At 59.1% G+C, this 21,248-nt stretch carries 21 protein-coding genes and 2 tRNA genes; 9 read left to right on the plus strand and 14 right to left on the minus strand.

Features of this window, described 5'->3' with window-relative positions:
• Positions 1–14 precede the first annotated feature (14 nt).
• Positions 15–392 (plus strand): energy transducer TonB, encoded by a 378-nt coding sequence (locus FMA36_RS19465; RefSeq protein WP_240906570.1) that lies wholly within the window; start codon positions 15–17, stop codon positions 390–392.
• Between the two features lie 136 nt (positions 393–528).
• Here FMA36_RS19465 and FMA36_RS11170 read toward each other — a convergent pair.
• The 7 genes from FMA36_RS11170 to FMA36_RS11200 form a co-directional block, all read right to left on the minus strand.
• A protein-coding gene (locus FMA36_RS11170; RefSeq protein WP_159260215.1) for an IS630 family transposase occupies positions 529–1,477 on the minus strand; the annotation gives its coding sequence in 2 pieces (ribosomal slippage) (positions 529–1,113 and positions 1,115–1,477; 948 coding nt in all).
• A gap of 466 nt (positions 1,478–1,943) precedes the next feature.
• Positions 1,944–2,372 carry a hypothetical protein gene (locus FMA36_RS19745; RefSeq protein ID WP_159262352.1) on the minus strand — a complete coding sequence of 143 codons (429 nt, stop codon included), beginning with the start codon at positions 2,370–2,372 and terminating at the stop codon, positions 1,944–1,946.
• 383 nt (positions 2,373–2,755) lie between these two features.
• Positions 2,756–2,832: transfer RNA gene (locus tag FMA36_RS11180), tRNA-Arg, on the minus strand.
• Between the two features lie 26 nt (positions 2,833–2,858).
• Positions 2,859–3,110: an NADH dehydrogenase ubiquinone Fe-S protein 4 gene (locus tag FMA36_RS11185; protein ID WP_240906337.1), complete on the minus strand. Its 252-nt coding sequence runs from the start codon at positions 3,108–3,110 to the stop codon at positions 2,859–2,861.
• A 76-nt stretch (positions 3,111–3,186) separates the two neighbouring features.
• Positions 3,187–3,263 (minus strand) — tRNA-Pro (locus FMA36_RS11190).
• 148 nt (positions 3,264–3,411) lie between these two features.
• Positions 3,412–3,894, minus strand: coding sequence for a xanthine phosphoribosyltransferase (gpt, locus tag FMA36_RS11195; RefSeq protein WP_130730490.1), 483 nt, complete (start codon positions 3,892–3,894; stop codon positions 3,412–3,414).
• Complete coding sequence (locus FMA36_RS11200) at positions 3,894–4,259, minus strand: tRNA-binding protein (RefSeq protein WP_159262354.1); 366 nt, start codon at positions 4,257–4,259, stop codon at positions 3,894–3,896. The genes gpt and FMA36_RS11200 overlap by 1 nt, the downstream gene beginning before the upstream one ends.
• A gap of 108 nt (positions 4,260–4,367) precedes the next feature.
• Between FMA36_RS11200 and FMA36_RS11205 the strand changes: the two genes are divergently transcribed.
• Entirely contained in the window at positions 4,368–5,636 is a 1,269-nt protein-coding gene (locus tag FMA36_RS11205) for an MFS transporter (protein ID WP_159262355.1), read from the plus strand.
• A 53-nt stretch (positions 5,637–5,689) separates the two neighbouring features.
• Here FMA36_RS11205 and FMA36_RS11210 read toward each other — a convergent pair whose 3' ends face one another.
• A complete protein-coding gene (locus tag FMA36_RS11210; protein WP_159262356.1) occupies positions 5,690–6,754 on the minus strand; it encodes an SDR family oxidoreductase in 1,065 nt (354 codons plus the stop codon).
• A 110-nt stretch (positions 6,755–6,864) separates the two neighbouring features.
• Between FMA36_RS11210 and FMA36_RS11215 the strand changes: the two genes are divergently transcribed.
• Entirely contained in the window at positions 6,865–7,260 is a 396-nt protein-coding gene (locus tag FMA36_RS11215) for a winged helix-turn-helix transcriptional regulator (protein ID WP_159262357.1), read from the plus strand.
• A gap of 40 nt (positions 7,261–7,300) precedes the next feature.
• Here FMA36_RS11215 and FMA36_RS11220 read toward each other — a convergent pair whose 3' ends face one another.
• A complete protein-coding gene (locus tag FMA36_RS11220) occupies positions 7,301–8,527 on the minus strand; it encodes a cation:proton antiporter (RefSeq protein WP_159262358.1) in 1,227 nt (408 codons plus the stop codon).
• A 96-nt stretch (positions 8,528–8,623) separates the two neighbouring features.
• Between FMA36_RS11220 and FMA36_RS11225 the strand changes: the two genes are divergently transcribed.
• From FMA36_RS11225 to FMA36_RS11235, 3 genes are all read left to right on the plus strand, one after another.
• On the plus strand, positions 8,624–8,839 hold the full coding sequence (locus FMA36_RS11225; protein ID WP_159262359.1) for a hypothetical protein: 216 nt from the start codon (positions 8,624–8,626) through the stop codon (positions 8,837–8,839).
• Between the two features lie 416 nt (positions 8,840–9,255).
• Entirely contained in the window at positions 9,256–10,212 is a 957-nt protein-coding gene (locus FMA36_RS11230) for an alpha/beta hydrolase (protein WP_159262360.1), read from the plus strand.
• Positions 10,213–10,390: 178 nt separating this feature from the next.
• The gene (locus FMA36_RS11235; RefSeq protein ID WP_240906571.1) at positions 10,391–10,867 is read left to right on the plus strand and encodes a GlcG/HbpS family heme-binding protein; all 477 of its coding nucleotides are present in this window, start codon (positions 10,391–10,393) and stop codon (positions 10,865–10,867) included.
• A 90-nt stretch (positions 10,868–10,957) separates the two neighbouring features.
• Here FMA36_RS11235 and FMA36_RS11240 read toward each other — a convergent pair whose 3' ends face one another.
• The gene (locus tag FMA36_RS11240) at positions 10,958–11,344 is read right to left on the minus strand and encodes a hypothetical protein (RefSeq protein WP_159262362.1); all 387 of its coding nucleotides are present in this window, start codon (positions 11,342–11,344) and stop codon (positions 10,958–10,960) included.
• On the opposite strand from FMA36_RS11240, the gene FMA36_RS11245 reads away from it, so the two are divergent.
• Positions 11,336–11,770 carry a hypothetical protein gene (locus FMA36_RS11245; RefSeq protein WP_159262363.1) on the plus strand — a complete coding sequence of 145 codons (435 nt, stop codon included), beginning with the start codon at positions 11,336–11,338 and terminating at the stop codon, positions 11,768–11,770. The two genes, FMA36_RS11240 and FMA36_RS11245, sit on opposite strands and share 9 nt — an antisense overlap.
• A 156-nt stretch (positions 11,771–11,926) precedes the next feature.
• Positions 11,927–12,337, plus strand: a complete 411-nt coding sequence (locus FMA36_RS11250; protein ID WP_159262364.1) for a hypothetical protein — start codon at positions 11,927–11,929, stop codon at positions 12,335–12,337.
• Positions 12,338–12,446: 109 nt separating this feature from the next.
• Here the strand turns inward: FMA36_RS11250 and FMA36_RS11255 are convergent, their stop codons facing one another.
• The 4 genes from FMA36_RS11255 to FMA36_RS11270 all read right to left on the minus strand — a co-directional run bounded on the left by FMA36_RS11255 (position 12,447) and on the right by FMA36_RS11270 (position 19,634).
• Positions 12,447–14,525, minus strand: coding sequence for a PQQ-dependent dehydrogenase, methanol/ethanol family (locus tag FMA36_RS11255; RefSeq protein ID WP_159262365.1), 2,079 nt, complete (start codon positions 14,523–14,525; stop codon positions 12,447–12,449).
• A gap of 11 nt (positions 14,526–14,536) precedes the next feature.
• Entirely contained in the window at positions 14,537–16,030 is a 1,494-nt protein-coding gene (locus FMA36_RS11260; RefSeq protein ID WP_159262366.1) for an aldehyde dehydrogenase family protein, read from the minus strand.
• Positions 16,031–16,560: 530 nt separating this feature from the next.
• Positions 16,561–17,040, minus strand: coding sequence for a MarR family winged helix-turn-helix transcriptional regulator (locus FMA36_RS11265; protein ID WP_240906338.1), 480 nt, complete (start codon positions 17,038–17,040; stop codon positions 16,561–16,563).
• Between the two features lie 149 nt (positions 17,041–17,189).
• The gene (locus FMA36_RS11270; RefSeq protein ID WP_276612580.1) at positions 17,190–19,634 is read right to left on the minus strand and encodes a TonB-dependent receptor; all 2,445 of its coding nucleotides are present in this window, start codon (positions 19,632–19,634) and stop codon (positions 17,190–17,192) included.
• 446 nt (positions 19,635–20,080) lie between these two features.
• Here FMA36_RS11270 and FMA36_RS11275 point away from each other — a divergent pair, with 446 nt between their 5' ends.
• On the plus strand, positions 20,081–21,244 hold the full coding sequence (locus FMA36_RS11275; protein ID WP_206065085.1) for an amidase: 1,164 nt from the start codon (positions 20,081–20,083) through the stop codon (positions 21,242–21,244).
• The last annotated feature ends 4 nt before the right edge of the window (positions 21,245–21,248 follow it).

Raw genomic sequence — 21,248 nt, forward strand, 5'->3', positions numbered from 1 at the left:
CGCGGCAACGGGCAGTGTCTGCGCCACTCCCCGCCCGGCCCGGCGCTGCCACACCAGCCGGGTCAGCCCCTGCGGCAACGACGCAGACCGGGTCGGGTGTACCCAGCACGGCGCAGGCAGAATCTGTGGTGCCAGCCGCGCCCCATTGCACGCCTCCTGCATGGCGTTACCCCGCCTTGGCCCGTCACATGCATGAGGAAGGCAATGCGATGGTTGATGTCGTTCTGGGTAGCGAAGGGCAGGTGACACAGGTCAGCCTGAAATCCAGCACCGGCTATGATGACCTTGACGACACGGCCCTTGCCGCTGCGCGCAATGTGCAATGCAGGCCGCAGGGGCATGCGCTGGCGGGAACGCATGTCCTGTTGCCGGTTACATTTCGTCTGCATTGAAGTGCCAGGCAGCGGCCCGCGCGGATAAGAGCATTTCTGGCATATTCTTTTCCAAAAATCTTTGAAGCAATCTGCCTTTTTTGAAAGAAGCAGCGCCTTTTCCAGGCCCGCATTTTTTAATTAGAGCATTCTGTGATTAGATTGATGCGTATCCTGAGTTCTTGAGATAATTGGCGCATTCCCGTGGAGAGAAGCATTTGATGAGTTCGCCGATGCGTTTCCATGTTGTCTCAACGGATCTCTCTGCGGCTTTTCGCAGCAAAGTCTTGAGTTTGGCGAAGGCCTGTTCGATCGGATTGAGATCGGGACTGTAGGGCGGCAGGAAGATCATCCTCGCCCCGACAGCCCGAATGGCCTTGCGAACCGCATCGCCCTTGTGACTGCCGAGATTGTCGAGCACGACGATATCGCCCGGCTTGAGTGTTGGAACCAGAAACTGCTCGACATAGGCCAAAAAACTGCGCCCGTTGATCGGTCCGTCGAGAACGCAGGGTGCGGTGATCCGGTCATGACGCAAGGCAGCCAGAAAGGTCAGTGTCTTCCAGTGGCCATGAGGGACTCTGGCTCTCAGTCTCTCACCTTTGCGGCAACGGCCGTGCGTGCGCGTCATGTTGGTCTTGGCCCAGGTTTCGTCGATAAAGACCAGATGCGTGGGATCTATATCGGCCTGATAGCGCTTCCAGAATTTACGCTTGCGCGCGACGTCAGGCCGATCCTGCTCGCAGGGCAGCACGCTTTTTTTTGAAGCTGATCCCTTCGGATTGGAAAAAGCGCGAGAGCATGCCTGTGTCGGCCTGAACGCCACGCTCCTCGCGCAGTCGGATCGACAGCGCCGCAAGGGTGATATCAGGTTCGGCATCAATGATGGCCAGCAGCCAGGCCCGTTCAGGTCTGGTTTTCGAGGGACGATGCCCGCCCGTGCCGGCGCAGCACCGATCTCCGATGCGTCTTGCGCGCTGCACCCATTTGATCGCTGAAGAATCACTCACGCCGAAACGCCGCGCCGCTGCCCGGCAACTCATGCCGTCTTTCTCCACCGCATCAATCACGCGGTCTCGTAAATCCTGCGAGTAAGCTTTTGGCATGAAGGCTGGCCTCCTTCACCAGTCTTCATCTTGAATCACATCAGACGCCCTTTTGGAATCCTATGATTCAATCTATTCGCAGCGTGCTCTAAGGATAGAATGGAGGTTGGTTATCAGTTTTTTAGGAATATTTTCCGAATAAATGGCCTGTCGCCGGAACCATGCGTGTTCTGGCGATGGCAGCCCCGATCACGATCGACCATCCATCCTGACGGTCGGGGCTGTCGCGCCTTCATGCTTTACGGCTAAAGTCAGGAAATATTTAATGAAATTAAAATATTTCTCTACGTAACAGACCGATGATGGTGCTTTATGCTGTGAATATGAATATATGATATATACTCATATCGGAAATGCAGAATTATGTAAGCAATGATTCTTAATATGTTTTCAATGCTTCAATAATTTTCAATTGCGCAAAGAGGGATCGTGATTCTCTTTGTTACACGATCCTCCCTTTTATTTATCACAGCGCGGTCCAATGTCCTGAGGGTCGATATGTCGATATAAAGGAACGATTATGAAACGCGCATTTGTACTGGCCCTTGCTCTTGGTGCTGCCCTGCCGGTTGCTGCTCACGCCCAGTTCGATGGTTCGAACCGGAATGAAAGTGGCGAGCATCGTGGCGGCTGGGGCGGTCATGGCGGCGGTGAAGGTCGCGGTGGCGAGCAGGGCGGCCAGAATGGTGGCGGCTGGGGCGGTCACGGCGGCGGTGAAGGTCGTGGTGGCGAGCAGGGCGGCCAGAATGGTGGCGGCTGGGGTGGTCACGGCGGCGGGGAAGGTCGCGGTGGCGAGCACGGTGGCCAGAATGGCGGCGGCTGGGGCGGTCATGGCGGCGGGGAAGGTCGCGGTGGCGAGCACGGTGGCCAGAATGGCGGCGGTTGGGGTGGTCATGGCGGCGGTGAAGGCCGTGGCGATCAGAATGGTTCCAACTGATCTAGATTACAGTAGAAAGGCCCGGGGTCATTCCCGGGCCTTTTTATTTGCCTGCGCTTGCGGCGTTCTGTCTTTTCTGATCCGGCCAGATCTGTATGTGAGCGGCTGATCGGGAAAGTCGGTGTCCCGGTAGAGGAGCCGGGACGCGAACCCCGACCCTGGGGCAACGGTTCAGGATGCGGTCACGGGCATGTCATTATGGGAGAGGCATCAGTAGCGGGAGACCGGCAGGATGGTCTCGATCGCTGCAACCCCGGGCCGTCTGGGGTGGGTTGATACCACAATGAGCCATAGTGCACTGCAAACCGTGCAAACTTTTAAGCCGCTAAGTCATTGAAATCTGGCGCGCCCTGCTGGATTCGAACCAGCGACCCACAGCTTAGAAGGCTGTTGCTCTATCCAACTGAGCTAAGGGCGCGAGCCTGCCCTTGTGCCAGATCGCACCTAATGCGTCCAGTTCTGTATCCGGTCATACCGGAAATTATCGGCATAGGCTTTTGGTCTGCGGTGGCGCGGGGCAGGGATCTCGATGTCATACGCAATGCCCTGCGTAGTGGCATAGGCAATGGCGCTATTCTGATCGGGAAACTGCAGTTGCAGTTGCGATGGTGTATCGGTGCTGCCGGTCCATCCCATGAGGGAATCAACATGGCGGGGGCGGTTCTGCCCGTAATCCAGTACCCATGTATGGGTCATGGCCTGGCCAGACTGGCCAGCGGGTTTTGACTGCCTGTAAATCCGGGCTCGCATGAGCATTGTCACTCCCAGGATATGGTCGGGGCGCCCGGACTCGAACCGGGGGCCTCGTGTACCCAAAACACGCGCGCTACCAGGCTGCGCCACGCCCCGCGACCACGAGCGGGAAACTATGGGGCGACGGCTGTTCTGGCAAGCACATTCTTGCAAAAAAAATACCGCGCCGGCCTACCCCGGGCAAGCGGGGCGGGCAGGCGCGGCGAACAACACGTCGTGTAATGGGCCGGAGCGTGGAGAGGGATCAGGCTTTCTCAACCGATTTGCTGGCCAGCGGCGGAATGAACAGCGGCGCCGTATCCCACGGGAAGAGCACCCACGTATCCTGCGGCACCTCGACCACGAACAGGTCGGTAACGGGGCGCCCGGCAGGCTTGGCGTAAAGGCAGGCAAACACCGCCTTGGGCAGCAGCTTGCGCACGAGCTGGGCAGTCACACCCGAATCCACCAGGTCATCAATGATCACGAAGCCCTCGCCATCACCGGCGGCCTCGGCTTTCTTGATCACGTTGGCCTCGCCCATCTTCTCTTCGTCATAGGTCACGACGGAGATGGTCTCGATCAGGCGGCAGTCAAGTTCACGGGCGATGATCGCGGCAGGGATCATGCCGCCGCGCGTGATGGCCACAATGCCCTTGAAGGGGCCACGGTTCATCAGCGTGCTGGCTAGCTGGCGGGCATCACGGTGCAGCTGGTCCCATGTTACGGTTGCGTAGCTCTTGGCCATCAGAAAAGTTTTCCTCCATCGGGAACACGGCCATCCGGGCGGATCAGGATGGCTTCTCCATTACTGTCGGGCATGCCCAGCGTCAGCACTTCACTGCGGAAGGAACCAACCTGCCGGGGCGGCACATTGATCACCGCGCAAATCTGGCGGCCCACCAGCCGGGCCGGGACATAGCGATGATTGACCTGCACCACCGATGACCGCACCCCGATATGGGGGCCGAAATCGATCGTGAGCCAGAAGGCGTGCGGCTTCATCTCGCGCAGGGGGCGTGCCTCCACGACCGTGCCGGCCCGGATATCGAGCCACTCACGGGCTTCCCCTTGTGTGCCGGGCACGGTGGCATGCTCTACAGGGTCTGTCATTCAACCGCTTTTGCCTGTGTTGGGGCGGATTTGCAAACGGGAGAATGCGTTTTTTTAATGGGGAAAGCGTAGGATATTCACGAGTGCTGCTGTTAGGATACAGCCATCATGTCTCCTGCTTCCGCTCCACCCGGCGCGCAAGGCCCCGTGCCTGCCGCACCCCCCCTGCCGCTGCACCGCCATCCGGGACTTCTGGCTTTCCTTGCCGCCCGCACGGCATCCTCCTTTTCGGCCTGCGTGCAGGCCGTGGCGGTGGGGTGGCAGATCTATGCGATCACCCACAGCACCACGGCGCTGGCGCTGGTGGGGCTGGCGCAGTTCCTGCCCATGGCGGGGCTTCTGCTGCCTGCGGGCCATGCGGCGGATCATTTCAACCGGCGCATGATCGTGGTGACATGCCAGGCCATCGAGGCGCTCTCCGCGCTGTTCATGGCCATTGCCGCGTTTGGCGGATGGACCACGCCGTGGATGATCTATGCCATGGTGATGGTCTTTGGCGCGGCGCGTGCGTTCGAGATGCCCTGCCAGCAGACCTTCCTGCCATCGCTCGTACCTGCCCACGTGTTTCCGCGCGCGGCGGCGGTGTCCTCCTCGCTGTTCCAGGCGGCGGCGGTGACGGGGCCTTCGGTGGGCGGGCTGCTTTACGGGGCTGGGGCAGGGGTGTGTTACCTTGTGTGCGCGCTGGGGTTTGCCAGCGCGTGCGTGGGCACGCTGTGTATCCGGCTGGTGTTTGCGCCCCGGCCGCGGGTGCCGCTTTCGCTGGCTACGTTTGTCGAGGTGGCACATTTCATGCGTGCGCGGCCCGACATGCTGGGCGCCATATCGCTTGACCTGTTTGCCGTACTGCTTGGTGGTGCCACCGCCATGCTGCCGGTCTATGCCAGTGACATCCTGCATGCAGGCCCGATCGGGCTGGGGCTTTTGCGGGGTGCGCCCGCCATCGGGGCGGTGGCGTGTTCCATCTTCATGGTCTGGAAACCGCTCAACCACCGGGCCGGGGCGCGCATGTTCCTGGCGGTGGCCATATTCGGGCTGGCTACGGTGGTGTTCGCCTTTTCGCGCTCCATGGCGGTGTCCATCATGGCACTTGCGGTGCTGGGGGCGGCGGATGTGGTGAGCGTGGTGGTGCGCGGCGCGCTGGTGCAGTTGCGCACGCCCGACAGCATGCGCGGCCGCGTCTCGGCGGTGAACATGCTGTTCATCGGGTCATCCAACCAGCTTGGTGAGTTCGAGAGCGGCATGCTGGCCAGCCTGATCGGCCCGGTCGAGGCCGTGGCGCTGGGCGGCATTGGCACGCTGGTCATAACCGGGCTGTGGATACGGATGTTCCCCACCCTGTGGCGGGTGGACCGGCTGGATGACATTACCCCGCAATAGGCCGGCGGGAATGATGGCATGTGCCGTGCCAGCATCCCGGCCCCTTTGCGCAATCAGGGAATGTAGCGCTCGGTCCGCAGGCGTTCGAACAGGTCAAAGAATGAATCGGGCGTATATCGGTAGTCGGTAAAGCCGAGCCTGCGGCTGAGGCTCATGTCGGTCACGCATTCGACCGGCCGCCCCAGATCGGCATCGGTGTGCCAGGGCGAGGCCAGGCGCCCGATGGCTGTCTCGCGCAGTCCGTGCCTGTCCGCAATGTCGGCCCATTGAGCTTCCCTGCCTGCAAGCATCTGTTCAAGCGATGTGGCATGGCCGGGATAGGGTGCTGCCTCGATGCCGAACCAGGCGGCAAGTTCAGGCCAGAGCCAGTTCCAGCGGAAGATATCGCCATTGACCACATTGAACGCCCTGTTGCGCCCGGCAGGGCTGGTGGCAGCCCACAGGATCTGGCTAGCAAGCTGGCGTGCATCGGTAACATCCGTCAGGCCCTGCCACTGCGCCGGCGAGCCGGGAAAGACGAAGGGCAGCCCCGCCTCACGGCACAGCGTGGCATAGACCGCAAGCGTGGTGCCCATGTTCATGAGGTTGCCGATGGCGTGGCCGATAACCGTGTGCGGGCGATGGACCGTCCATGCAAAGCCATGCTGTCCGGCTGCCTCGAACAGCACGTCTTCCTGCGCGTAGTAGAAGTTTTCCACGTCCAGCCGGGGCATGCTCTCGCGAAAGGGAGTCTGTGGCGGCGCGCCCTGTGCATAGGCCTCGAACGGACCGAGATAATGCTTCAGCCCCGTAACAAGACTGCCATGCACAAGGGCCTGTGGCCTGGGCAGGGCCGCAAGCACGTTGCGAATCATCGCGCTGTTGGCAACGCAGTTTTCCGCCTCGGTGGCGCGGCGGGTCCATGTGGTGAAAAACACATGGGTCGGCACGATATCGGCCAGCGCCGCACGCAGGGATGCCGGGTCAAGCGCATCGGCGGCAACCGGCATGATGGTTGCAGGCAGGTTCCCGACCCGTCTGGCAAGGCCGTAAACGCTCCATCCTTCTGCCACCAGGCGGTTGGCAAGATTCTGGCCGACAATGCCGCTTGCGCCGACAACGAGTGCTTTGTGAGACATCTGTTCCTCCTTGAATGGCGTGGGTTTCACACGCTGTTGGCAAACGCTACAAAAGGCAATCCGGCACCTTTTCGTGCCCTGGTTACCTAAAGGTTCCCGTGAGTTTTTACATGACCCTTGCCCCGCTGCCCGATATGTACCGTCATGCTCCCTTTGTGGAGGATTGCGCGCCACGCCGCCTGCTGCGCCTGTTCAGTGGCAAATGGACCACCATGATCGTACATACGCTGCACCTGCTTGGCGGGGCATCCCGCCCCGGTCGGCTCCAGCGTGCCATTCCCGGCCTGTCAAAAAAAATGATGACCCAGACCCTGCGCGAGCTTGAACAGATGGGGCTGGTTGCGCGGACAGTCATGCAGGTCATGCCGCCCGCTGTTGAATACCGCCTGACCCCTCTGGGGCAGCACTTTGTCTCCCCGCTGGAAATGCTCTATCGCTGGTGCGCCGAAAACGCGGAACTGCTCGATTGCGTGGAACGGAACAGACATATGGCGCTGAAGCGTTAGCAGGCGAGGGGAAGCCTGTTGCTTTCACCCATGCGCAACATTAGCGCAGTTGCCCGCCCGCCCCCGTGCGCGGTGCGAACAGGCGAAAGAGCGGGCCGGTCAGCGCGGTGGAAATGACCGCGAGCACCATGAGCGAGGCGAAGGCGAAGTCCGACAGCATGCCCTGAGCATGCAGGATGGTGGCGGCCACGATTTCCATCAGTCCCTTGCATTGCAGCAGCGCGCCCACGCTCAGCGCCTGCCGCCGTGACAAATTGGGCGCGGGCGGAAAGACATAGACCGAGGCCATCTTGGCGAGCACGGAAATCACCACCAGCATGAGTGATGCCATGACCGAGGGCCAGGTCAGCGCATCGCCATTGATGTGCAGCCCGCTATGGCCAAAGAACATGGGCGCGAGCCAGATGAGTGAGAACGTGCCCACCTGTTCCACCGGCAGCCGCGCCACCCAGCGCGGCGGCATGAGCGCGCCTGCGAAATAGGCCCCGATCAGCTCATGCAGCCCCAACTGCATGCTGGCCCACGAGCCTGCGGCCAGATAGACGGGCACCGCCAGCCAGATGATGATGGCAGGCGGATTGGGCATGTTGCGCGTGGCCCAGTTGCCTGCAAAGGCCAGGAGTGCGAGCAGGGCGACCGCCACCGCCTCCAGCCCGGTCCAGCCATGCAGGGCGGCGGGGCCGCGGGCGGCGAATTGCAGCAGCACCAGCCCCACCCAGAGTGCCGCGTCATCCACCACCGCCAGCTTGAGCGCAAGCTGCCCGATGGAACGCTGGGTGGGATCAAGCTCGCGCACGATGCCGATCAGCACCGGCAGGGCACTGACCGCGATGCACAGCCCGATGGCCATGGCGCCCACCACCGGCCCCACATGTGGCGGCCGCCAGCCGTGCAGCGGCAGGAAAAAGCAGAAGACCAGAAGCGAGCCAATCACGAACGGCCCGCCAAGTGCCACGCCCGCTCCGCCCAGCAGGCGGCCTAGCGGCGGGGCAGGAATGGTGTGGGCCGAGACATGGGCATCGGGCGACTGCCACATTTCAAGCCCGGCGGTAAAGGCCAGCACCAGAACAGCCAGCCAGCCAAGGTTGTCACCATAGGCGGAAGGAATGCCAAAGCGCTGCACGGGCGCATGCATGACGGCCAGAATGATGCCGAGCAGGATGGGCAGGACAACAATCGGTATTGTCCGCCCCAGCAGCCGCCATAGCCCCCATGGGAGAAGAACAAAGAGGCTGGCATCAAGAACAAGGGCCGCAATGTCTGACAATGGCTATCCTTTCCCATTTATAAACAGGAATATATTATATGCATAAAAAATTCATTTGGGATTTATTTTTTTTAAGGTGCATAAAATAATAAATATATGCAAAGTAGTTCTTGTTATGTTCTTTTTGGTATTGTAGCTGGTGGCATCCGTACAGCAGCACGGAATCTGGGTATCGGCATAAAACGCGGTGCGAAGGCGGTGGTTCGGAGCCGGACTGACATATTCGATGGCGTGCTGGGTCTGATGGCGATTGCCCTTGGGTTCCATGAAATTGTGAGTATTGAACAGAATGACGACATCATCAGTAAATGAACAGTAATTATGCCTGAACCATCTAATGACTGGTTCCTGCACCCATGATGCGTGTCTGTGTAGCGGGTTGAAGGCGTTTTTATCCGGTGAGCCTTTTTATGCGGAGGGTCCATTCATGGAGCAGAAAATCAGTTCAGGACTGTCCTGACAGGCGTGAATGAGGGTGTTTTTGAATATTGTTTCATGATCGTATGTATATTAATTATATTCGTTATCTCTATATGATATAATTTTATTGGAAATAAGTTATTTTTAAAATATAACAGATAAAAGAATCCTATATTTTTATATTTTATATTCATATGTAGCCAACATTGTTTGATCCTGATCATGGTTGCTCACGCCGCCGTGCGTGACGGTTCCTGCGTCGAGGTCACTCCCAAGGGGAGGGCCTGTGATCAAAGAGGACCTTCACCATGCCCAAAAATGTCGTCAATCCCGAATTCCTGCCCATTCTGGAGAAGATGCCGTCCTTCGATGGCCTGTCCGGCCGTTCCCTGCCCGAAGTGCGCGAAATCTTCATGACATCGGTGCGCCTGATCGAAGGCAAGCCCCTGCCGGATGTGGAAGTGCAGGAAGAATACATTCCCGGTCCCGCAGGCGCGCCGGATGTGCGCGTGCTGGTCTATCGCCCCCGCACCCGGCGGCCCGATGCCCCGGCCATGGTCTATATCCACGGTGGCGGCCTGGTATCGGGCCACCCGGAGGTCGATGACCCCAAATGCCAGGTCCTGGCCAGCAGGATGGGCTTCGTGATCGTATCTGTCGATTACCGCCTGGCACCTGAGGTGAAATATCCCGCTGCGATCGAGGATTGCTACGCCGCCCTCAAATGGGTGCATGACAACGCGGCACAGCTTGGTATCAACCGCGACAAGGTGGTGGTGGCTGGCGAGAGTGCGGGCGGGGGCCTGAGTGCTGCCCTGTCGCTCATGGCGCGTGACCGCAAGGAATACAGGCTGGCCTATCAGCTGCTCATTTACCCCATGCTCGATGACCGCACGGCCACAAAGGTTGATCCCGCTCCTGATTTTGGAGAGTTTGTCTGGACCCGCTCGGCCAATAAATACGCATGGGAAGCCTATCTTGGCGCTGCGGCGGGTGGTGATGACACCCCGGCCTATGCCGCCGCCGCCCGGGCAAAGGATCTGACCGGTCTGCCACCCACCTTTATTGGCGTGGGGTCGATGGATCTGTTTTTGTGCGAGGATCTGGAATACAGCCGCCGGCTCATGGCAGCGGGCGTGCCGACCGAGGTGATGGTCGTGCCCGGTGCCTATCATGTGTTTGACATGTTCGTGCCCGAGGCCGAACTCTCGCGCCGGTTCATGGAGGCGTATTGCGCGGGGCTCAAGCGCACGCTTGGCCTGTAGGGCGCGTAGTGCCTGCCCTGTTGCGCCATGGGCAGGCACCATTGCGTGTACGGCCACTTTTGTCGTTGCGGGCAACCGGCCCGGTTCCGCATCATGCTGTCCGTGCGTGAGGGGAGAATGCGCAATGATGCAATGGTGCCGATACGCGGGGCGCGTGGGGCTTGTGGCGGCCTTTATTATGGTGGCGTCTGCCGCCCATGCGCAAAGCCACGTTGTCCTGACCCCCAAGCTAGACTGGCAGCTTGCCGCACAACTTGCGGAGGAGGCGGTCAGGGCCTGTGCCGCGCAGGGCTATTCCGTTACGGCCACGGTGGTTGATACGAGCGGGCACCAGCAGGCGGTCATCAAGGGGGATAGCGTGCCGCTGCAATCGCTGTCCGTCTCCTATCGCAAGGCCTATACCGCCTTTTCCTATGGGCTGGCCTTCAACATGAACACCACCAGCGAACTGATTGCCGCCAAGGTAACGGGACCGGCCAATGGCGCGCTCAATACCATACCCGAAGTGCTGTTCGTGCCCGGTGGGGTAACGTTGCGGCGGGTGGCGGATAACGCGGCCCTCGGTGGCATTGGCGTATCTGGCGCGCCGGGCGGCGAGAAGGATGAAGCCTGCGCACAGGCGGCAGTGGCGAAATATCGGGCGGAATTCCGTTAAAACGCATAAAAGTTTTTGGTGAAGCTGTTATGATTTCACGGCATTATCGGGTCTGTTTTTTCAAATCGCCTGTAAGCTGTATGGCAGGGATTACTGCAACTTTTCGCTATCCTCATCCATATCATGCAAAAGCGCCTGCGTCAGTGCCCGGTGGGACTGGATCAGCCGCACGTTATCCCGGTTCAGTTTCGGGGCCTTCTTCGGATCGGCCGGAGGGGCATCGCTCATGGTCGCTGTCATTTCAAAAGTCGTGAGGCTCATGACAAAATCCCGCGCCGATATGTCGTGCTCCTGCAGGATGGCCTGAAGCTCGGGCATGGCCTCGGTGCGGCGGATCGTGACGGCGAGTGGTATGTTTTTTGTCTGCATGGGCGGTGTGAGGTTCGCCTGCCGGATGGCCCGGATCAGGGGCAGCATGCGGGCAAAGAAATCCTTGGGGAGCCTGTAATCGGCGGCACTCTGAATATCATGCTGCATGGCTTCATGTGCAGCCTGTTCAATCTCGGCCCGTTGGGCGGCAGAAGGTCCTTGTGGATCAGCCTCCTGTGCCCGTGCATCGCGCAGCCCGAGGGAATGGGCCGCAAGAGCGCAGGCGCAGAAGAAAAGAATTCTGCACGGAACAAAAGCATTCATGTGCGCGCCTCCATCATGCCTTTCGTGCTCCTGACTGACAGGCCATTGTGTTCATTCACCACTGTTCTGCCAATTGTGCGGCAGATCGCGTATCAGTCAATATGGATGGGTAAGGGACATATGCCGCAATCCATAGCGCCGCAATATAGTGTTGCCATCATGGTCTATGTTCGGTTCAGTCATGAACGGGAATACATCTTTTTTTCAATAATTATATGCGTGCCTTATCTGCTTATTTTTATGATGTGGCAACAGTATTATCTGGAATGAATGACGGATTGTGGTATAATTGTATTACAAATCAAAATAAAAGTATTTTATTTTGATTCGCATGCCGGGTCGCAACCTGAGATCATTTATATATGGTGATTTATACATTAATTAATAAGTATATATTTATCAATTCATGACTGTTGCTGGATGGCCGTGGCCCAGACCCTGGATCCGTGCGGGCGCACTGCCAGTGCGCGGGATATGTCACGGTCTGCAAAAGAGGGGGTAGCCAACATCACTGGCCCAGCATCCTTCACCTGCTTTAATGAGCAGAAGTTACCCGGTTATGGCGTGGCGCTTTACGAGGCTGTCGGCAAAGAGCACAAAGTGACCTGCGCCGGGCATGATGTGCAACTGCTGCCGCAAAATCCGGCGTCTGATCCTCTGGTCGATCATATGTTCCGTTACAATGTGATGACCGGGCCAAAGGGGGAAGCTGCCGATGTCGCGCCATTCGTTCGGCACAAAGAATGTTGCCGTAAAGGAGATCCGGACCCGGCCAGACCAGACCACGTCAGTTACCCTGGGGCGTGGCTGGCGTTACCCGCCTTCGTGGCTCCATAACCCGAGGCTCTGGTAAGTCATTGCCTGCCTCGTTCCGCCGCGCGTGCCCTTTATCAGGCATGCTTCGCCACCACAGCACAGGCAGCAGGGGGTGATCCGGGCCATCGGTTCAGTTGGACCGACTGATCAGGAACATGCGTATATCCTCGATTTCCGTTGGGGTCAGAACCTTGTCAAAGCCGACCATGCCATAATTGGTCAGCGCGCCACGTCCGACCACATTGTTGAATCCCTCTGCGTTCTCCAGCGTGCCCGACCAGCGCAGGTCCGGCAGTACGCCGCCGCTTACGGCATTATCACCATGGCAGGCCATGCAGTAATCCTGAAAAGTGGCATATCCCTGCCTGGCGCGCGTGGCATCAAACGCCTGCCCGGACCGGATGGGGTGTTGCGTCTGGCGCGTTTCGGCAGGCAGGTGGTCATGGCCATCGAGTGCAAACACAAGCAGGCGGGCATGATTTACGCTCTCGTTATGCATGCGGGCCAGCGCACCGCCCATAAGGGGAAACACACCGCCCCAGCCTGCCATGACAGCAACATACTGCCGCCCGTTCACGGCATAGCTTATGGGTGGGGCCACAATGCCGGTATGGGCATCGAACTGGAACAGGCGCCTGCCATCGCGCGCGTCATAAGCCTCGAAGCTGCCATTTGCCGTGCCCTGAAAAACCAGATCGCCCCCCGTTGCCAGGGTGCCCCCATTCCATGGCGCCGGGTGCGGCACACGGAAGGCGGCTTTTCCGGCAACCGGATCCCATGCCAGCAGCCAGCCCTCAACGGTTTTGGATACTTCTTCCACCACGTGGGGGTCAGCGGGCAGGCCGGTCATGTCTATGCCGAGATTGACGCCCATCCTGTGCAGCCTGAGGTTCTCGTTCGCCTTGAACGGTTCAGGCAGTTGCTGAGCCGGAATATAGACATAGCCCGTGCGGGGGCTGTAGGACATCGGCGCCCAGTTATGAGCGCCCAGTGAGCCGGGAATTCCCATCCATGTCCTGCCCGTAAGCGACCACATGGCATCGGGCACGATGTCGGGCCGGCCGGTAACGGGGTCGATCCCTTTCGCCCAGTTCTGGAATGTGTAGGGAATGGCGGAAATAAAAGCCCCGGTGCGGGCATCAAGCATATAAAAAAAACCGTTCTTGGGCGCCTGCACCAATACATGCCGCATCTCGCCCCTGATCGGCAGATCAAGGATCATCATTGGCTGGCTGGCGGTAAAATCCCACTGGTCTTTTGGTGTTTCCTGAAAATGCCAGACATATTCGCCCGTTTCGGGGCGAATGGCCACAATGCTGGCAACAAACAGGTTGTCGCCCACGCCATTGGAGCGGAATTTGTAATTCCATGGCGAACCGTTGCCCACACCCAGATAGACCAGCCCGGTTACGGGGTCATACACGATGGAATCCCACACCGTGCCGCCGCCACCCGAATGGACCCACCCCCCATCCGGGCTCCAGGTCGGGTAGGCCACGGTGGAGAGAACCTTGTCCGAGGCCGCATGGTCGGGCCTGTTGCCGGGGGCGGGCACGGTAAAGAAGCGCCATTTCAGCTTGCCCGTCTGCGCATCGAAACCGGAAACGAAACCACGCGCCCCGAATTCCGATCCGCCGTTGCCAATCATTACCACGCCTTTGGCGATGCGTGGCGCGCCATCAACGGTGTAGGACCGGATATCGCCCAGCGCCGCGTCATGCGGAATGGTGTCAACGCTCCAGTCCAGATGTCCGGTTCTGGCATCAAGGGCCATGAGGCGGCCATCAAATGTGCCGACATAGATCCGGCCCTGCCAGTAAGCCGCACCCCGGTTGACCGTATCGCAACAGCCCCGGCTTGCAACATTGCCGGGCACCTGCGGATCATATTGCCACAATACCTGCCCGGTCGCCGCATTCAGGGCTTCGACCCGGCTCCAGTTGGTGGTGACATACATCACCCCGTCAATAACCAGTGGCGTCGCCTCCTCACCCCGCAGGGAAGGCAGGTCCTGATGCCATGCCAGGCCGAGATGGTCCACGGTTGCGGTATTGACCTGATCGAGCGGGCTGTAGCGCTGTTCGGCGGCAGTGCGTCCGTGCTGCGGCCAGTCGGCGGCAGGCACATCATCAGCCATGGCAGGCCCGTTCAGGCTGGCAAGCACAAGGGCGGCTGGCCCCAGTGCCCGGAGGGAAAATACGCCACGCATGCTCTCGCCCCTCAGTAACGGATGCAGATGGATTTGGTCTCGGTAAAGCCATCGAGCCATGCGGTGCCAAAGTCACGACCCATGCCGGATTCCTTCATGCCGCCAAAGGGCATGTTGGGGTCGATCATCACGTGGCTGTTCACCCATATGGTACCAGCCTGCATGCGGGGCGGGAACGCCATCGCCGCCTGCAGGCTGGTGGTCCACAGGCTGGCTGCGAGGCCGAAGGGCGTGTCATTGGCACGGGTCAGCGCCTCCTCCGCGCTGGCCACGCGGGTCAGGGTCATGACCGGGCCAAAGACTTCCTCCCGCGCCAGTGGCACCGCATCATCAGGGTTCAGCACCAGGGCCGGGCGTACATAAAAGCCGCCGCCATCGGGCACGTCACGCCCCATAACCATGTCGGCCCCCATGGTGGTGGCGGTATCGAGGTAGGATTGTACTTTCTTCTGCTGTGCTGCCGAGACGAGGGGATTGATCTGCGCGCCCGCATCCATGCCGGGGCCGAGGCTCATGGTCGTGACCACATCCTGCAGGCCCTGTGCCACGCGATCGAATAGCGGGGCCTCCACATAGACGCGCGAGCACGCAGCACAGACCTGACCCTGATTGAGGAAACCGGCCAGGGTCAGGCCGGATACGACCTGCCCGACATCGGCATCGGCCAGAACGATTGCCGGGTTTTTGCCCCCCAGTTCAAGCGAGACACGGGCAAGGCGCGTGGCGCATTGCCGTGCAATGGATTTTCCGACCGGGGTGGAGCCGGTAAAACTGACTTTTGCCACATCAGGGTGGCGCACAAGCGCCTCGCCCGCACCGTTGCCGCGGCCGGTCACGACATTGAACACGCCATCCGGCACGCCGGCTTCCGTGGCGAGCTCCGCCAGTTTCAGCATGGTCAGGGGCGTGATCTCGGATGGTTTGGCAATAACGGAGCACCCGGCGGCCAGAGCAGGCAGGACCTTCCACACGCCGATGGCAAGCGGAAAATTCCACGGTATGATCCCAGCCACCACCCCGACCGGTTCCTTGCAGGTATAGGTGGTGTAACGGGCGCCGGGCGGCAGCGGAATCGAGACGTCGAGGCTCTGGCCCACGATCTTGGTGCTCAGCCCCGCAACATAACGGATCCAGGCCTGCGCCCCGCCCGACTCGATGATACGGGACAGGGTAATGGACTTGCCCTGCTCCAGTGTTTCAAGCTGCGCCAGTATTTCCGCATCGCGCTCGACCAGATCGGCCAGGCGCAGCAGAATGCGTTCGCGCTGCGCGGGCGGCATCAGCCGCCACACACCACCGTCAAAACTGGTTTTTGCGGCCTTTACCGCATTGTCGACATCGTGCGGGCTGGCATCGGCAGTTGTGGCAATGACCGCGCCGGTTGCGGGATTGAAGACGGGCAGGCGGCCTTCAGCGTTCGGGGCAACCCACTGGCCTGCAATATAAAGACCATGCGGGCGCGCCAGAAATTCCTGAACGTCCGGTAGAACCTGTGTCAGTGGCATATCTGGTTTTCCATTGTGAACAATGAGGGCACCCCTGGGGCGCCGTTACGGCCACGGGCATGCCGTGTATGATGGTCAGGGCATGATGGATCATACGCTCAGGGAGCAGGGCAGGGCGGTTGCGCGCAGGCACCCGTTCTGCCGTGGTGAAAGCATGCTGTCTGCCGGGAACGATCATGACGACCCTTGTGCATCCATCGCCGCTCAGGTGAACGGATTATGTCAATGCTAATTCGAAATAATGGATAATTCAAGTTACTTGTAAACTTTATGCAATGATATGCACGGGCAGCGCAATCCTGCCGCGCACCTGCGTTTCATCATGTTATTTTAACGTAATGGTATGGCAGAACGACAAATATTCCAGATGCCGCATCGGCCGGGAGCGCTTTGTCAAAAAATCTTTATGATTTCAGGTATATTGGGCAGGCGATATTTTTACTGGCGCCAGAATAACCCAATCATGCCGCATGCGGGCATGGTAATAAGGTCTTGATATTAATTTATTTTCTGAATGATCGTATCAGAAATCAGAATTCGAGGTTGCCATAAACTTTTTTACAGATTTCCTGTAAATACTTTATTTCACTATCCGGTATATCGCCAAAAGCCCGTTCAAAAACCATTGCCGCCTTTGAGCGGACCTGCTCAAGCGCCTGCAGCCCCTTGGGGGCGAGCCTGACCTCGACCACCCGCCCGTCAGAGGCGGAAATGGCCGTGGTCAGCAGGCTTTCGCCCTCCATGCGGTAAATCAGCTTCGTCATGGTTGAAACGCGCGTTACGGCCAGATCCGCGATCTGGCTGATGGTCGCGAATTCATGTTCGAACAGGATATTGAGCACCCGCCAGCGCGGCACATCCATCTTGATGGGCTTGAGGTAGGCGTCCATGCGCAGATGGTACAGCCCGACCAGACGGGTAAGGTAGAAAAAAGGCGACGTTTCAGACGAAAAAGAGGGGTCGCGTGGATTGGCCCTTTTCCAAGTTTTCCCCCGACGCACTTTTGTCACGATCGCCTGCCCTGTCTTTTCAAATCAAGACTAAGGGCTTTAGACTTTTTCCTGCGTGGCGTGAACCCTCATATTGTGAGGGGACGGGGCCGCCCCTGTGCCAAAGGCATGCAGGCGGGAACGCATGGTGGCGTTCCCGCCCCGGAGAATCAGAACTGCAGGTCAGCCGAGAACCCGACCGTGCGCGATGCATCGGCCGAATACATGGCCAGGTAGTCACCGCCCTTGCCGGCGGCGCGGCCATCTTTCATCATGCCGTCAATCGGGTCTTCCACAATCCATGATGCATAGTGGGTATTGAGCATGTTCCTGCCATACACGCCCACTTTCCACCGATGGTTCTTGCTCGAGATACCAAGGTTGAAGCCAAACAGCCCATAGCCCGGCTGGAAGGTGTGCGGATCGCCATTGGCGCTGAAATTGTAGCCGGAGCGGTGATACCAGTTCACGCCCACAAAGCCATCAAGCTTGCGCGTAAGGGTATGCGTGTAGTCGGCCGCCACGGTGTAGGTCCAGCGCGAGGAATTGGCCAGGGCATTGCCCGTGGCATCACTGGTGCCGGAAGGCAGGCACACATTGGAGCCAATGGTGCCGTTGGCTTCACCCGGATAGCACGGATTGCCCTTGAAGCTGCCGTAATAGGCATCGACATAGGTCATGTTGCCTGTCAGGCGTAACCCCTGAATGGGAATGGCCGTAACGGAGGCTTCCGCACCACGGGAAATGAGGTTGCCCGCGTTGAGAAGGTTGGCTGGTGCGCTGAGTTCGCTGAACGCCTGCGCCTGAAAACCATGAAAGTCTTCATCCCACAGGGATGCATTGATGACGAGGTGACGGTTGAGCAGCATGGATTTGATGCCAAGCTCCCATGCCGTCGGGATTTCCTTTTTCACGACCGGGTCCAGCACGCCGGGGTTGACCGCAAGGCCAGGGCCCTTGTAGCCGCGGGTATAGCTGAAATACGCCATGATGTTCTTGTTGAACTGATACTGCAGCCCAAGCTTGTAGGAAATATTGTTGGCCGAAACGTTGTAGTGGTAGTCACCTTCGGTTTTCATGGGCACGACGCTGTTTTCAAGGCCGCTGTGACCGAAGGATGATTCATCATCGTGGCTGTAGCGGATGCCGCCGGTAAAGCTCAGCCCGGCAACCAGGCGATAGGTCAACTGCGCGAAGCCGGCATAGCTGCGTGAGTGGATGTAATCGGAGACATTGGTGCCGACGAATTCCTCGCCTGCGGGCGGGGTGGGGTAGCCGAGGCCAACACCGTCACCCGCCTGCTGGTAATCCGTATGGTAGTTGCCATCAAACACATAGGCGCCCACCACCCATTCCAGCCGTTTGCCGGTAGGCGACATCAGCTTGATTTCATTGGAGACCTGCCAGTCGCGCTTGTTCGATCCGTCAACATCAAACACATCAAAGGGCAGCATGTTCAGGTTATCGCTCTGGGTCTGCTCAAAAAAGCGGTACCCGAACAGATTGTCGATCCGGTAACCGTGGCCTAGGTTATAGACCACATCCCCCTGCGCGCCCGCGGCATTGAAGCCGTAGCTGGGTGTATTATTGGTATAGGTGTAGGGGTTGTAGGCCTTGCCGTTGCCAAAGCCGGGTTCAAGCTTCTGCATCTGGCTGGCCAGGAAGCCACCGGGGGCAGCGCTGGTTACGCCAAACAGGCTGGGTCCGGCACCGGCTTCATGCGTGATGTCACCCTGGATGCGCAGGGTAAGGCGGTCGTTGATGTCGATATGGTATTTGGCGCGGGCGCCGAATTCGGTCTGCCCGTAATTGCCCCTGTCATTATTAAGGTTCTTGATGAAAGGCGGCTGGTAGGTGGCAAAGGCCGCGATGCGCAGGGCTGAATTGTCGGTAACCGGCAGGTTGACCATGGTCTGCGCCACGACGGAATTCGATCCGCCCGGGCGGTCGACATTGCCGTATTCCACGTGGGAGACAGACTGGAACTTGCCGATACGGGCATCATTGGTCTGGATATTGACCACGCCGGCTGAAGCATTCTTGCCGTAAAGCATGCCCTGCGGGCCTTCGAGCACCTCGATATCATTAAGGTCAAAGAACTGGACGGCCGCCATTTCCGGGCGGCCATAGCTTATGCCATCGATAACGGTTGAAACGCTGGGCTCCACACCATCGGAGAACACGGCCGTGCCAACCCCACGGATCGACCAGGCCACCCCCGATACGTTATGGACCTGACCTGACAGCTGGAGCGAGGGGAACAGTTCGGAAAGCTGCTGTGAATCAAAAATATGCCGTTCAACCAGCGTTTTGCCGCTTACGGCGGTCACACTCAGGGGGACTTTCTGTATGGACTGTGTTCGTTTCTGAGCAGAAACGGATACTTCTTCAATACCGGAGGCACGTACGCCTGCCGGTGCGGTGGCCGCCAGGGCCGCATTGCGTTTTGCAGTTGCGCCCGCATTCCTGACCGTGGACCCCGAACCTGCGGATGCAGGTTTTGTCCCGTGAACCGTGTGCGGGCCTTCACCGTGCGCAGTATTGAAGCTGAATGCCAGGGCCACAACCGAGGAAGCGCTGAGGAGCCTCCATTTACTGCCAATACTTAATGACATATTCGCACTCCGATACACTGGAATTAAACCCAGTTTGAAATTTCTATGCCGGAACGTGTCGTTACTTTATGAGGAGCGCCCTCCTCATCCTGAACTGATAGATATGAGTGACGACCCACTTTTCGTTGAGCGCCGCATTTCGTTACGGTTAACGATATTAGATGGAAATGTCCAGTATATTGGCGGGCGCGGAGTGCTTCTCCTGCGCTTTCCGTAATGGCATTTCATATGAAATTTATCGTGTTTTTGAAGTAAAAAACAAAATAGTCATTTATCCCAATATATTATGAAGTGCTGGCTCCATGCTATTCCCGATCGCGCCGGGCGCCGCTCCTATACTGGAAATTGCAATATGTTGCATAAAAGAAACGCTATGCATTTTTGTTGATATATCACATGATAAATATATAGAGTGACGCAACGCTTCAAACATGAAAGGGCAGCCCATGTCCGATATGTCATCTCCATTCTGCCTGCGCCTTGAAGGGGAGGGAGACGGCCCGCGAGTCGCCATAAAAGATACGATTGCCATAAAGGGCTACCCCACCCGGGCGGGCTCGCAGGCGCTGGCCGATGCCCCGCCCGAGGCCCATAATGCTGAAGTGGTGGACCGGCTTCTGGCTGCCGGGTGCGTCATTGTCGGCAAGACAAAACTGCATGAGCTGGCTTATGGCGTAACCGGCATCAACAAGGCACAGGGAACGCCGCTCAATCCGCTCTATCCTGATTACGTGCCCGGTGGTTCGTCCAGCGGCTCGGCGGCTGCCGTTGCATGCGCGGAGGCCGATTTCGCCCTTGGCACGGATACGGGTGGCTCCATCCGCATTCCTGCCGCCTGTTGCGGTGTGTTTGGCCTCAAGCCCAGCTTTGGCCTGGTGTCGCGCCAGGGCATTCTGCCGCCCCGCACCACGCTGGACTGCGTGGGGCCGTTCGCGCCCACCGCGCGGTGGATCACGCGAGCCATGGAAATGATTGCGCCACGGTTCCGTAATGTTGCTTTACCGCAAGGATTGCGCGTGGGCGTGCTCGATGTGCCGTCTGCGCCGGTCATGCACGAAATGGTGCGATACATGGCCGAGCTGAGCGGCGGCATCGTGACCCATCATGTCCTGCCCGGATTTGCCGAGGCCTATACCGCTGGCATGGACATTATTGCCGCCGAGACATTCACTGCCTCCGGGCATCTGCTCGCAACCGGTCGCATTGCCCCCGATGTCGCGGTGCGGCTGGAGAAAGCCGGGCAGATCAGTCAGGAAACCCTTGACCGTGCGGAAGAGGCAAGGGCGCGCTTTACTGCGCAAACGGACGCGCTCCTGCGGGAGGTCGATGTCATCATGCTGCCCACATTGCCCGAGCCACCTCCGCGACTGGGCACACCGCCTGGCGGCCCGCAGGTGCTGCGCATTACCGAAATGGTCCGGCCTTTCAATCTGAGCGGTCATCCCGCTTATGCCGTGCCGGTCAGGACCTTGCATGAATTTCCCGTATCGCTTCAGCTCGTCGGGCGCAAAGGGGAGGACGGCCTGCTCTGTGCTCTCGCGGAATTTCTGGAACAGCGCTTTCCCCAGCACATAGGTCTGCGCAGCACCCCCGTCACGACCGAAGGATGATCCC

Source organism: Komagataeibacter xylinus (assembly GCF_009834365.1).
Taxonomy (GTDB): domain Bacteria; phylum Pseudomonadota; class Alphaproteobacteria; order Acetobacterales; family Acetobacteraceae; genus Komagataeibacter; species Komagataeibacter xylinus_D.